The organism is Limnohabitans sp. (assembly GCF_040401135.1).
GTDB lineage: Bacteria > Pseudomonadota > Gammaproteobacteria > Burkholderiales > Burkholderiaceae_C > Limnohabitans.
Window position 1 is genome coordinate 20,804 of sequence record NZ_JBBAOV010000014.1, and the last position, 12,060, is coordinate 32,863.

The 12,060-nt window shown below is 57.1% G+C and carries 12 protein-coding genes; 3 read left to right on the forward strand and 9 right to left on the reverse strand.

Features of this window, described 5'->3' with window-relative positions; genetic code table 11:
- The first annotated feature begins 67 nt into the window (after positions 1-67).
- The gene (gene msbA / locus ABWP81_RS05715) at positions 68-1,864 is read left to right on the forward strand and encodes a lipid A export permease/ATP-binding protein MsbA (RefSeq protein WP_353140204.1); all 1,797 of its coding nucleotides are present in this window, start codon (positions 68-70) and stop codon (positions 1,862-1,864) included.
- Positions 1,865-1,876: 12 nt separating this feature from the next.
- Positions 1,877-2,749: a glycosyltransferase family protein gene (locus ABWP81_RS05720; RefSeq protein ID WP_353133621.1), complete on the forward strand. Its 873-nt coding sequence runs from the start codon at positions 1,877-1,879 to the stop codon at positions 2,747-2,749.
- On the opposite strand, the gene rng is transcribed toward ABWP81_RS05720, so the two are convergent.
- The 9 genes from rng to ABWP81_RS05765 are packed head-to-tail and all read right to left on the reverse strand — an operon-like array spanning position 2,750 to position 10,421.
- Positions 2,750-4,252: a ribonuclease G gene (gene rng, locus ABWP81_RS05725; protein ID WP_353140206.1), complete on the reverse strand. Its 1,503-nt coding sequence runs from the start codon at positions 4,250-4,252 to the stop codon at positions 2,750-2,752.
- Positions 4,253-4,265: 13 nt separating this feature from the next.
- Positions 4,266-4,883: a Maf family protein gene (locus ABWP81_RS05730; protein WP_353140208.1), complete on the reverse strand. Its 618-nt coding sequence runs from the start codon at positions 4,881-4,883 to the stop codon at positions 4,266-4,268.
- Between the two features lie 3 nt (positions 4,884-4,886).
- Positions 4,887-5,354 carry a 23S rRNA (pseudouridine(1915)-N(3))-methyltransferase RlmH gene (gene rlmH / locus ABWP81_RS05735; RefSeq protein ID WP_353133612.1) on the reverse strand — a complete coding sequence of 156 codons (468 nt, stop codon included), beginning with the start codon at positions 5,352-5,354 and terminating at the stop codon, positions 4,887-4,889.
- Positions 5,351-6,148: a ribosome silencing factor gene (rsfS, locus tag ABWP81_RS05740; RefSeq protein WP_353140210.1), complete on the reverse strand. Its 798-nt coding sequence runs from the start codon at positions 6,146-6,148 to the stop codon at positions 5,351-5,353. Before rsfS ends, rlmH begins: the two co-directional genes overlap by 4 nt.
- A 5-nt stretch (positions 6,149-6,153) precedes the next feature.
- Positions 6,154-6,765 carry a nicotinate (nicotinamide) nucleotide adenylyltransferase gene (gene nadD, locus ABWP81_RS05745; RefSeq protein WP_353133606.1) on the reverse strand — a complete coding sequence of 204 codons (612 nt, stop codon included), beginning with the start codon at positions 6,763-6,765 and terminating at the stop codon, positions 6,154-6,156.
- Between the two features lie 10 nt (positions 6,766-6,775).
- Positions 6,776-7,723 carry an oxygen-dependent coproporphyrinogen oxidase gene (hemF, locus tag ABWP81_RS05750; protein WP_353133603.1) on the reverse strand — a complete coding sequence of 316 codons (948 nt, stop codon included), beginning with the start codon at positions 7,721-7,723 and terminating at the stop codon, positions 6,776-6,778.
- Between the two features lie 10 nt (positions 7,724-7,733).
- Positions 7,734-8,429 carry a 1-acyl-sn-glycerol-3-phosphate acyltransferase gene (locus tag ABWP81_RS05755; protein WP_353140212.1) on the reverse strand — a complete coding sequence of 232 codons (696 nt, stop codon included), beginning with the start codon at positions 8,427-8,429 and terminating at the stop codon, positions 7,734-7,736.
- Entirely contained in the window at positions 8,398-9,705 is a 1,308-nt protein-coding gene (purD, locus tag ABWP81_RS05760; protein ID WP_353140214.1) for a phosphoribosylamine--glycine ligase, read from the reverse strand. The genes ABWP81_RS05755 and purD overlap by 32 nt, the downstream gene beginning before the upstream one ends.
- Positions 9,702-10,421, reverse strand: coding sequence for a YebC/PmpR family DNA-binding transcriptional regulator (locus ABWP81_RS05765; protein ID WP_353133594.1), 720 nt, complete (start codon positions 10,419-10,421; stop codon positions 9,702-9,704). The genes purD and ABWP81_RS05765 overlap by 4 nt, the downstream gene beginning before the upstream one ends.
- 69 nt (positions 10,422-10,490) lie before the next feature.
- On the opposite strand from ABWP81_RS05765, the gene ABWP81_RS05770 reads away from it, so the two are divergent.
- Positions 10,491-12,047, forward strand: a complete 1,557-nt coding sequence (locus ABWP81_RS05770; RefSeq protein WP_353140216.1) for a helicase HerA-like domain-containing protein — start codon at positions 10,491-10,493, stop codon at positions 12,045-12,047.
- Positions 12,048-12,060 lie beyond the last annotated feature (13 nt).

A 12,060-nucleotide genomic window follows, 5' to 3' on the forward strand; every position in this document is an offset into this window, starting at 1 on the left:
GCAGATTTTAATGGCGAACGAGTGGCGATAATGACCGGTATTGTGTTTCTTGCCACTCTCATCATTTATGACCTCCACCACCCCCTCCGCGTCGTCTGATTCCTTGTACCAAAGGCTCAAACGCGTGGTCCCGTGGTTTGCGGGTCAACCGGCTGCCTTGGCGCTGGGAATTGTGGGTATTTTTGTGGGCGCAGCTACCGAGCCTGCAATACCTGCGCTGATGAAGCCACTGCTGGACAACGGCTTTGACCGCGGCACCCTAGACCTTTGGATGATTCCTGTGGTTTTGTTGCTGTTGTTTGGTGTGCGCGGCTTGGCAGGCTTTGTGGCCGCTTATTGCTTGGCTCGCGTCTCCAACAACGCCATGGAGGTCTTGCGCAAGCGCTTGTTTGAAAAGCTGTTGCATGCAGACCCCAAGCTGTTCAGCGACAAACACACCAGTGGCTTGACCAACACCATGGTGTATGAGGTCAACAACGGTGCGTCTGTGCTGGTGTCCACCATGTTGGCATTTGCCAAAGACTTGGTGACTGTGTTCGCCTTGCTGGGCTATTTGTTGGTGCTCAACTGGAAGCTCACCTTGATTGTGTTTGCCATCTTCCCGCCCATCGCGTGGGTGGTCAAAATCCTGTCGCGTCGCCTAGACAACTTGACACGGGCCAGCCAAGACGCGACAGACGAGCTGGCCTATGTGGTGGAAGAAAACGTGCTGGCCTACCGCATGGTGCGTTTGCACAACGCGCAAGGCAGCCAAACGCAAAAGTTTGCCAAGTCCAACCTCAAGCTGCGCCAATTAGCCCTCAAAGCCGTGGTGGCCAACTCGGTCATGACCCCGTTGATTCAAATGCTAGCCGCGCTGGCCTTGTCCGCCGTCATCGTGATGGCGCTCTACCAGAGCTCGGGGTTAGGCGCCACGCAAAATGTGACCGTGGGTAGCTTCGCCGCTTTTATGACGGCCATGTTGATGCTGATTTCACCGATTAAACATTTGTCTGAAGTGGTGGGCACGCTCACGCGCGGCGTGACCTCCTTAGAGCGCGGTCTCAACCTGCTTGACCTGGTGGCCGATGAAACCCAAGGCACCCACACCTCAGCGCATGCCAAGGGCGAAATTAGCTTTGACCACGTCACGCTGCAATACCCTTCGGCCACATCACCCGCTTTGAACGGCGTGAGCCTGACCATCCAGCCCGGGCAAACGGTGGCCTTGGTTGGCGCCTCGGGCTCTGGCAAAACTACATTGGCCAACTTGCTGCCACGCTTTCTTGAACCCACGTCGGGCCAAGTGCGCTTAGACGGTGTGCCGCTCAAAGAATGGTCACTGGCCAGCCTGCGCAGCCAAGTGGCCTATGTCAGCCAAGACGTGGTGATGTTCAACGACACGGTGGCGCAAAACATCGCCTTGGGCGACAGCGTGGACACCGCCCGCGTGTGGAACGCCCTCGATGCCGCAAACTTGAGCGAGTTTGTACGAAGCCTGCCAGCCCAAGAAAACACGTTGGTGGGCCACAACGCCACCCAGCTCTCTGGCGGACAGCGCCAGCGTTTAGCCATTGCCCGCGCCATCTACAAAGACGCGCCGATCCTGATCTTGGACGAAGCCACATCGGCGTTAGACACCTCCTCGGAGAGAGCAGTAAAAGACGCGCTGCAGGTGCTGATGCAAGGCCGCACATCGCTGGTCATCGCGCACCGTTTGTCCACCATCGAGCACGCCGACTTGATTGTGGTGATGCAGGCTGGATGCATTGTGGAGACGGGAACACACAGCCAGCTCATGGCCAAAGGTGGCGCGTATGCCGTGTTGTACCAAGTGGCCGCACAAAGCCATGACCAACAATTTGCTGAAACCTCTCCTACCTAACGTATTCACCCTATGAGCCAAGCATCCATCAGCGGTTTCACCTTCATTCGCAATGGCGTGGAGCTAGGCTTCCCGTTCGAAGCGTCTATTCGTTCACTCTTGCCTTTGGTGGACGAGTTTGTGGTGGTGGTGGGCAAAAGCAACGACGACACCTTGGCGCGTATCCACGCCATCGGCTCACCCAAAATTCGCGTCATCGAAACCATTTGGAACGAACGCATGGCTGACCGTGGCTTTGTTTACGCCCAGCAAAAAATGATGGCGCAATTCGCTTGCACCGGTGACTGGGCTTTCTACCTTGAGGGCGACGAGCTGGTTCATCAGGCCGAGCTGGCCAACATCCGCGCCAGCGTGGACCAACACCATGCCAACCCCGCGGTAGAAGCCTTGGTGTTTGACTACTTTCACTTTTACGGCACGCCCGACTTTGTGGCCAACAGCCCCGCGTGGTACCGCCGTGAGTGCCGCCTGATTCGCAACACCATCCGCTCGTATGCGCCTGATGGCCAGTATTGGCTGATCACGGCTGATCACAAAAAAGGCCGTAACCCGCAAGCCGCCTTGGCCAATGCGCACATTTACCACTACGGCTGGGTGCGCAGCAACGAGGCCATGCAAAAGAAGATGGCGCAAGTCAGCAAGTTTTGGTCACACGGCGCACCCACCATTCGCTACAGCCAGTTTGATGCCCAGGTGTTGCAACCGTTCACGGGCACGCACCCTGAGCTGATCAAGCCTTGGCTAGAAAGCTCTGCCGAAAAGAGCTTCTCGATTGACCCTGATTACCAACTGACCAAGCGCGAGAAACGACACCGTTGGCTGATGAAGCTTGAAAAAGCGTTTGGCTTGGACTTCAGTCGCAAGCACTTCAAACTGGTGGCGTAATTACATAAGGACGATGTCGTATTGCTCTTGCGACATCGCCCCTTCAGCCTGCAATGAAATAGGCTTGCCAATGAAGTCGCTCAAGCCAGCCAAGTGCTGGCTTTCTTCATCCAGCAACACATCAATCACATCGGGTGACGCAATCACGCGGAATTCGCGTGGGTTGAACTGACGGGCTTCGCGCAAGATCTCGCGCAAGATGTCATACGTCACCGTGCGTGCGGTTTTCACGCTGCCTTTACCTTCGCACACGGGACAAGGCTCGCACAGCATGTGGGCCAACGATTCACGGGTGCGCTTGCGCGTCATCTCGACCAAACCCAAGGCCGAATAGCCGCTCACCATGGTCTTCACTCGGTCACGGGCGAGTTGCTTGCGGAACTCGGCCAGCACCGCTTCGCGGTGGTCTTCACGCGTCATGTCGATGAAGTCGGCAATGACGATGCCGCCTAGGTTGCGCAAGCGCAGTTGGCGGGCAATGGCACCTGCGGCTTCAAGGTTGGTTTTAAAAATGGTTTCGTCAAAGTTGCGTGCGCCCACAAAACCGCCGGTGTTCACGTCGACTGTGGTGAGTGCCTCGGTTTGGTCCACGATGAGGTAGCCGCCAGACTTTAGTTCCACGCGGCGGCCTAGGGCCTTGCCCACTTCTTCGTCGATGTTAAACAAATCAAAAATGGGCCGCTCGCCTTTGTACTGCTGAAGCTTGTCCACCGCGCCGGGCGTGAACTCTTGGCCGAAGGTTTGCAATTTTTTGAATTGCTCGGCCGAGTCGATGCGGATGGTTTGTGTGGTTTCGCTCACCAAATCGCGCAGCACGCGTTGCAGCAGACTCAAGTCTTGGTGCAGCAACGATTTGGGGGGCAAGCGGGCAGCCGCTTCTTTGATGCGTGTCCAGGTCTTGCGCAGGTAGGCAATGTCCTCGCCCAGCTCGGCATCGCTGGCATCTTCGCCATTGGTGCGCAAAATAAAACCACCGGTTTGACCACCCGTTTTGCCGTCTTGCACGGCAGCTTCTGCCAAAGCCAGCAAGCGCTGGCGTAAAGCCTCGCGTTGCTCAAACGGGATTTTTTGCGAAACGCCGATGTGCTGGTCTTGCGGCAAAAACACCAGCAAGCGCCCTGCGATGCTGATTTGAGACGACAAGCGCGCCCCCTTGGTACCAATGGGGTCTTTGATGACCTGTACCAGCAGCGCCTGGCCTTCAAACACTTGCTTTTCAATCGGCACGACGGGGGCTGGCTCGCCCTTGTCGTTGTCGGTATGACGGGCGGCCACGCTGCTCATGAGGTCGGCCACATGCAAAAACGCGGCACGCTCAAGTCCAATGTCGATGAAAGCCGACTGCATGCCGGGCAGGACACGGGCCACTTTGCCCAAGTACACATTGCCTACCAAGCCGCGCTCTAGCGTGCGTTCGACATGCAACTCTTGCACCGCGCCAAACTCCACCACCGCGACGCGGGTTTCTTGGGGCGACCAGTTGATGAGGATGTCTTGTTGCATGTGCAAGCCCAGCTTAAACCTTGAATCCAAACGCACGCAACAGCTGCGCGGTTTCAAACATCGGAAGGCCCATGATGCCAGAGTAGCTGCCGCTGATGTGCTCGATGTACGCAGCAGCCCTGCCCTGCACCGCATAAGCGCCGGCTTTGCCCATGGGCTCACCGCTGGCGACGTAGGCTTGAATTTGTGTGCGGGTCAATGATGCAAAACGCACATGGGACACGCTCAGCGCTTGTTCAGTTTTGAGCGGCTTGCCCGCTTTAGTCAGCGTGCCCATGGCCACCGAGGTCAGCACGCGATGGGTTTGACCGCTCAAAGCGCCGAGGATGTGCGCGGCATGCTTGGCATCATCCGGCTTACCCAAAATAGTTTGGCCCAAAGCCACGGTGGTGTCGCTGCACAGCACGGGCGCGGTTGGCAAACCACGGCGTTTCATGCGGGCCAAGGCCGCTTCTAGCTTTAGCAAAGTCACGCGTTGCACGTAGGCGCGCGGGGCTTCTTTGGGTAGCTCAACTTCTAGCGCTTCGGCATCTTCTGTGTCGTCGGCCAACAAAAGCTCGTAGCGCACGCCCAACTGATCAAGTAGTTGACGGCGGCGTGGACTTTGGGAGGCAAGGTAGACGAATTTCATAAATCACTCGCGGTGATAAGGATGGTTGGCGTTGATCGACCATGCACGGTAGAGCTGCTCGACCAACAGCACGCGCACCATGGCGTGCGGCAGGGTCAGATCAGAAATGCGGATGCGCTCGTGCGCTTGTTGTTTGAACTCTGGACAGAGGCCATCGGGCCCACCAATGACCAAAGCCACATCGTCGGCTTCGAGCTGCCAGTGTTTGAGCTTGGCGGCCAAAGCCACGGTGGTGAGGTGCGTGCCGCGCTCGTCCAGGGCCACGATGCGGCAGCCGCGCGGGATGGCGGCTTCAATGCGCTCGCGTTCGGCGGCGTAAATGGTGTCTAGAGTTTTAGAGCTGCGCGGCTCGGTTTTGACGGCCTTGAGCTCAACCTTGAGCTCAGGCGGAAACCGCTTGGCGTAATCGTCCCAAGCGGTTTGCGCCCAGTCGGGCACACGTTGGCCGACTGCGACGACCCACAGCCTCATGCGTTGCGGGCGTTGGTCTTTTTAGCAGCAGGAGGACGCTTGCCCGTTGGTTTGCCTGCTGTGGTCGAAGCGCTACGCGCTGCGGCTTTGGCTGTTGACTTGGCACCTTTGAGGCCCACTGTCTTGACGGGCAACTTGGCGGGTGCTGCGGCTGGCCTTTTGGCTGCTGCGGTTTTGGCAGGTGTGCTCTTGACTGCGGTTTTTGCTGGAGTTTTAGCAGGCGCTGCCTTGACTGGGCCGCGAGTCGAGGTGCTGCGCGTGGCGGGCTTTGCTGCATCTCTGTGTGAGCCCGAATCACTTCGTGAGCCAAGGTTTGCGCGAGCTGCTGGCTTTTTGTCACCGGCTGCTGTTTTCTTGGCGGCTGGTTTTTTAGCGGCCGACTTCTTGGCGGGCGCCTCTTCAGGCTCAAACGCTTTGGCTGGCTTGGGTGCACCAAACTTCAAGCGCACAGGCTTGTCGCCCCAAATTTCTTCAAGGTTGTAGTAGCTGCGGATGGTAGGCTGCATGACGTGGACCACCACGGCGCCGCAATCCACAATGATCCATTCGCCGTTGTCTTCGCCTTCAATGCGGGGCTTGCCAAACCCAGCATCGCGAACTTTGTCGCGCACGCTGGCAGCCAAGGCTTTGGTTTGACGGTTAGACGTGCCCGAGGCCACGATGACACGCTCAAACAGCGATGACAAGTGCTCGGTGTCAAACACCACGAGCTCTTGAGCTTTGACATCCTCCAGCGCATCCACAACGATACGTTGCAGTTTTTGGACATCTTTTTTGGCGGAGGTTTCGGTCATCTGTTTTATCGGTAAAGGCTGTGTTTTTCAATGTAGTGCTGCACAGCGGCAGGCAACCACGCGAGCATATCGGCAGCTGGATGTGGGCCTTTTGCAAGGTGCGCACGTATCTCGGTGGCACTCACATTCAGGCTTGGCATGTCCAAGCGTTGTACGTCGGGGGATACCGCATTGTGCCACTGACTGACTCGGCCGCTCGGGTCGCTTTGCCGCCGGTCGGCCACCACCACCGTGGCGAGACGCAAAATGTCTTGCCAACGGTGCCATGTTTTAAAAGCATTGGCTTGGTCTGCCCCCATGAACAAGTAAAGATGAGCCTCGGGCTGCTCGGTTTTGAGTTGTTCAAGCGTGTCCACGGTGTAGGTGGCACCTTGGCGGTCGATTTCGCGCGGATCCACCAACGCTTGCGACACTCCGGCAAAGGCCAATCGCGTCATTGCCAGTCGATGCGGTGAAGCGGTAAGCGAACGGTCTTTGTGCCAAGCGTCACCCGTGGGAATGATGCGCAGCTCATCCAAATCAAATTGATCCACCGCATGCTTGGCCAGTGCGATATGCGCTGTATGAGGCGGATCAAACGAACCGCCAAAAATTCCCAGGCGCTTGGCTTGGTTCATCGGGCCTGGCTCACTTCAACCAATCGCGAGGCACCAAAAAATCATGCAACAACGCATGCTCGGGTGTGCCCGCTTCGGGCTGGTGCTGATACGACCAGCTCACCAAGGGCGGCATGGACAACAAAATTGACTCGGTGCGTCCCCCCGACTGCAAGCCAAAGTGCGTGCCACGGTCCCACACGAGATTGAACTCCACATAGCGGCCACGGCGGTAAAGCTGATGGTTGCGCTCACGCTCGCCATAGGGTGTGTTCACGCGGCGATCGACGATGGGTAAATAGGCGTCGAGCAAGGCATCGCCTACGCTTTGCAGCATTTCAAAACTACGCTCAAAACCCAACTCAGAAAAGTCGTCAAAAAAGATACCGCCAATGCCGCGTTGTTCGTTGCGGTGCTTGTTGCAGAAATAATCGTCACACCAAGTTTTAAAGCGCGGGTATAAGCCCTCGCCAAAGGGCTGTAACGCGTCATGGCAGACCTGATGAAAATGCTTGGCATCTTCCTCAAAGCCGTAATAAGGCGTCAGATCCATGCCGCCGCCAAACCAAGCCACGGTTTGGCCATTGGCAGGCGTGGCAGCAATCATGCGCACATTCATGTGAACGGTGGGCACGTAGGGGTTGCGGGGGTGAAACACCAGAGACATGCCCATGGCTTCAAACGGTGCGCCTGCCAATTCTGGGCGGTGCTGCGTGGCTGAGGGTGGCAACTTGGGGCCACGCACATGCGAAAAACCGCAGCCCGCACGCTCAAACACAGGACCGTTTTCTAAGATTTGGGTGATGCCATTGCCCTGCAGTTGCTCACTGGGGCCCTTCTCCCAGGCGTCCACCAAAAACTTGGCTTGGCCGTCTTTGGCTTCAATCGCGCTGGTAATACGGCTTTGCAAGCCCATGAGATAGCCGCGCACAGCGTCGACCAAGTGTGTATGGCTGGATTCGTTGTGGGTGTGGGTCATCGCGTTCTTGTCAAGGTATGTGCTGGTGGGACTGCATTGTGTCGCTCGCCAACGACTTTCTAGTGGGCAGAGGCCGAATGGGTGAAGCTTGGTTCACGTGGAAACCCTGCACGCCCTTATACACTTTGACGATGTGAGCGTAGTCGGCTTGTACATCGCCTGTCAAACGCATGAAGTCGGTGATCTTTGCCACTTTTTTACCGTAGTCAATCCGCAACATGCACAAGGGCACGTCGGCGCCTAAAGCCAATTGGTAAAAGCCGCTGCGCCAGCCATCTGTCAGCTTGCGCGTCCCTTCGGGCGACAGAGCGATCCATAGCATTTCGTCGTTTTGTTTGTGCGTTTTAAGCGCATCGACCATCTCGCCCACGACGCCTTTGGCGGATGAGCGGTCAATCGGCACTGCACCAATAAAGCGAATCCAGCGGCCAAATAGCGGAATGCGAAACAGGCTATCTTTGGCAAAAAACTGTATGGGCAACCCCACCGCCCATTTGACAGGCATCATGGTGATGAAGTCCCAGTTGCTGGTGTGTGGGTAGCCAATCAGCACACCTTGCTTAGTGGGTAGGCCATCAAACTCTATTTTCCAGCCCATTAACTTAACGAGCCATGCCGCCCAAGCTTGAGGCTTGCAAGGCACGGGCATGGGGGTGGTGAATTCGGCGCTCATCTCAGCGTGACAACGCGCGATGGCCAATGTCATTGCGGTACTGCATGCCATCAAAGTGAATGCCCTTGATGGCGTCATACGCCTGCTGCTGCGCCAACTTCAAGGTGCCGCCCAAAGCTGTTACGCAAAACACGCGGCCACCGCTGGTGCAAACATGACCGTCTTTCATTTGTGTGCCCGCGTGGAACACCACCACATCGTCGGTGTCTTGTGGCAAACCAGAAATGACATCTCCCTTGCGTGGGTTCATGGGATAGCCATGCGCGGCCAACACCACGCCAATGGCGGTGCGGCGGTCCCACTCGAGCTCGAAGTCGTCAAAACGGGCTTCGGCGTTGGTGGCCGTCGCCGCCAGCAACACATCGACCAAATCAGTTTTTAGACGCGCCATGATGGGCTGGGTTTCGGGGTCGCCCATGCGGCAGTTGAACTCGAGAGTTTTGACTTGGCCTTGGCGGTCAATCATCAAGCCCGCGTACAAAAAGCCAGTAAAAGGAATACCGTCTTTTTCCATGCCCTTGATCGTGGGCAAGATGATTTCGCGCATGGCGCGAGCGTGAACCTCGGGCGTCACCACGGGGGCTGGCGAATACGCGCCCATGCCACCGGTGTTGGGGCCTAGGTCTGCATCGAGCAAGCGTTTGTGGTCTTGACTGGTGGCCAATGGCAACACGGTTTTGCCGTCGCACATCACAATGAAGCTGGCTTCTTCGCCTTGCAAAAACTCTTCAATCACCACGCGCGGCAAAGCCTGTCCATCCTCACCCTCGTTGTGGCTCACACCGAAGGTGTTGCCCTGCAACATGAAGTCAATCGCTTCGTGCGCCTCGGCAGCAGTCATCGCCACCACCACGCCCTTGCCTGCAGCCAAACCATCGGCCTTCACCACAATCGGTGCACCTTTGGCGTTCACGTAGTCGTGCGCGGCCTGTGCGTCGGTGAAGGTGTCGTAATCGGCGGTTGGAATGTTGTGGCGCTTCATGAAGGCCTTGCTGAAGGCCTTGGAGCTTTCCAGTTGCGCCGCTGCTTGGGTCGGGCCAAAAATGCGTAGGCCGTGTGCTCGGAACTCGTCCACCACACCGGCTGCCAATGGGGTTTCGGGGCCAACCACGGTTAGCTCCACACCCTGGCTTTGCGCAAATTCACGCAGGGCTTTGACATCGGTGATGTCCATGTTGTCCAATCGCTTGTCGCGAGCTGTGCCGCCGTTACCGGGAGCCACAAACACTTTTTGCACCTTGTTGGATTGGGCAATCTTCCACGCCAAAGCGTGCTCACGGCCACCGCCGCCAATAATTAATACGTTCATAGTGCTGCGTTGTGAAAGACCTCTTGCACATCGTCAAGGTCTTCTAGGGCGTCCAAAAGTTTTTGCATCTTCGCAGCGTCATCACCCTCGACTTCGATGGTGTTGTCTGCACGGTAAGTCACCTCGGCCACTTCGGGCTTGAGGCCCGCTGCGTCCAAAGCGTTTTTGACAGCCTCAAAGCTGGCAGGTGGTGTCAGCACTTCAATCGCGCCGTCGTCATCGGTCATCACATCGTCCGCGCCCGCTTCCAGAGCGATTTCCATAATTTGGTCTTCATGGCTGCCCGGTGCAAACACCAGTTGCCCGCAATGCTTAAATTGAAACGCAACCGAGCCTTCAGTGCCCATGTTGCCGCCGTTTTTGCTGAAGGCAAAGCGTACCTCTGCCACGGTGCGCACGCGGTTGTCGGTCATGGTGTCCACGATGATGGCGGCTCCGCCAACACCGTAGCCTTCATAGCGAATTTCTTCGTACACCACACCGTCAAGGTTGCCTGTGGCTTTGTCGACGTTGCGCTTGATGTTGTCGGCGGGCATGTTGGCCGCCTTGGCTTTTTCAATGGCCAAGCGCAGGCGGGGGTTGAGGCTCAGGTCGCCGCCGCCCAAGCGGGCAGAGACAATGATTTCACGCGTGATGCGCGTCCAAATCTTGCCGCGTTTCTCGTCTTGCCGCCCTTTGCGGTGCTGAATATTTGCCCATTTACTGTGGCCTGCCATCAAAAATCCTCGTGATTTGAATTAACCTTATCTGGTTATTTTACTTTTTCAAGTGATGGAGAACTTTTTATGGCTGAACCAATGCTGATTGCGCTGCATAAGACTACCGAATGCCACATGTTGCCAGCCTTGGCCAACCGTCATGGGCTCATCACAGGCGCAACCGGCACGGGCAAGACCGTAACGCTGCAAACACTGGCCGAAGGCTTTTCCAAAATCGGTGTTCCCGTGTTCATGGCCGACGTCAAAGGCGACTTGGCTGGTATCAGCCAGCACGGAGCCGTGCCCCCAAAGCTGGCTGCATCGCTGCAAGAGCGGGGTGTACCCATGCCAACCCCACTCGCTTGCCCCACCACCTTGTGGGACGTGTTTGGTAAAACAGGGCACCCCGTGCGCGCCACTATCACCGACATGGGGCCGCTGTTGCTGGGCCGCATGCTCAATTTGAACGACACCCAAGCCGGCGTGCTCAACATGGTCTTCAAAATTGCAGACGATCAAGGCTTGCTGCTGCTGGACCTCAAAGACCTGCGCGCCATGCTGCAACATGTGGGCGAACACGCCCGCGACTTCACCACCCAATACGGCAACGTCAGCGCCGCCAGCATTGGCGCGATTCAACGTGCCTTGCTAGAAATTGAGTCACAAGGCGGCGACTCGTTTTTTGGCGAGCCCATGCTCAACATCCAAGACTTTATGCAAACCGATGCCAAAGGCATGGGCGTCATCAATTTATTGGCCGCAGACAAACTCATGAACGCCCCCCGCTTGTACGGTACGTTCTTGCTGTGGATGCTCTCGGAGCTATTTGAGCAACTGCCTGAAGTTGGCGACGTCGACAAACCTAAGATGGTGTTCTTCTTTGATGAAGCGCACTTGCTGTTCAACGAGGCGCCCAAAGTGTTAATTGAGCGCATTGAGCTGCTGGTGCGCCTGATCCGTTCTAAAGGGGTGGGCGTGTACTTTGTCACCCAAAACCCACTGGACGTGCCAGAAACCGTGCTGGGCCAGCTGGGCAACCGCGTGCAACATGCCTTGCGTGCTTTTACCCCACGCGATCAAAAAGCCGTCAAAGCCACTGCCCAAACCATGCGTGGCAAGGCCGGACTGGATATTGAAAAAGCCATCACCGAGTTGGGGGTAGGCGAAGCCTTGGTTAGCTTGCTAGACGCCAAAGGCCGGCCAAGCGAGACCGAACAGGTGTATGTGTTACTGCCCGGCAGCCAACTCGGGCCCATCACGCCAGAGCAACGCCAAGCGTTGTTGGCCAATTCGCTCGTGGCGGGGGTGTACGAACAGACGCTAGACCGTGAGTCGGCTTATGAGCGCCTCAAAGGTTCTGCCGCTGCAGCCGGCAATTCGGTGGCTAACAGTGCGACTGGTACATCTCCTGCCAATTCATCCCCAGATGCTGCTGGACAATCGCCCGCGCAAACCACCGTCACTGACCAAGTGTTGTCGGGCTTAGGCGAGGCCCTGTTTGGCTCCACCGGCCCGCGTGGTGGTCAGCGACAAGGCTTGGCACAAATGATGGTCAAGTCTGCCGTGCGCAACATCGGATCAACCGTGGGTCGCGAAATTGTGCGCGGCGTGATGGGCAGTATTTTGGGTGGGCGCAGGCGCTAAGCTAAGCTAAGCA

Excerpts from the sequence above, each read along its gene's own strand:
- msbA (WP_353140204.1), top strand. The coding sequence starts at position 68 with ATGACCTCCACCACCCCCTCCGCGTCGTCTGATTCCTTGTACCAAAGG.
- ABWP81_RS05720 (WP_353133621.1), top strand. The coding sequence starts at position 1,877 with ATGAGCCAAGCATCCATCAGCGGTTTCACCTTCATTCGCAATGGCGTG.
- rng (WP_353140206.1), bottom strand. The coding sequence starts at position 4,252 with ATGCAACAAGACATCCTCATCAACTGGTCGCCCCAAGAAACCCGCGTC.
- ABWP81_RS05730 (WP_353140208.1), bottom strand. The coding sequence starts at position 4,883 with ATGAAATTCGTCTACCTTGCCTCCCAAAGTCCACGCCGCCGTCAACTA.
- rlmH (WP_353133612.1), bottom strand. The coding sequence starts at position 5,354 with ATGAGGCTGTGGGTCGTCGCAGTCGGCCAACGTGTGCCCGACTGGGCG.
- rsfS (WP_353140210.1), bottom strand. The coding sequence starts at position 6,148 with ATGACCGAAACCTCCGCCAAAAAAGATGTCCAAAAACTGCAACGTATC.
- nadD (WP_353133606.1), bottom strand. The coding sequence starts at position 6,765 with ATGAACCAAGCCAAGCGCCTGGGAATTTTTGGCGGTTCGTTTGATCCG.
- hemF (WP_353133603.1), bottom strand. The coding sequence starts at position 7,723 with ATGACCCACACCCACAACGAATCCAGCCATACACACTTGGTCGACGCT.
- ABWP81_RS05755 (WP_353140212.1), bottom strand. The coding sequence starts at position 8,429 with ATGACATTGGCCATCGCGCGTTGTCACGCTGAGATGAGCGCCGAATTC.
- purD (WP_353140214.1), bottom strand. The coding sequence starts at position 9,705 with ATGAACGTATTAATTATTGGCGGCGGTGGCCGTGAGCACGCTTTGGCG.
- ABWP81_RS05765 (WP_353133594.1), bottom strand. The coding sequence starts at position 10,421 with ATGGCAGGCCACAGTAAATGGGCAAATATTCAGCACCGCAAAGGGCGG.
- ABWP81_RS05770 (WP_353140216.1), top strand. The coding sequence starts at position 10,491 with ATGGCTGAACCAATGCTGATTGCGCTGCATAAGACTACCGAATGCCAC.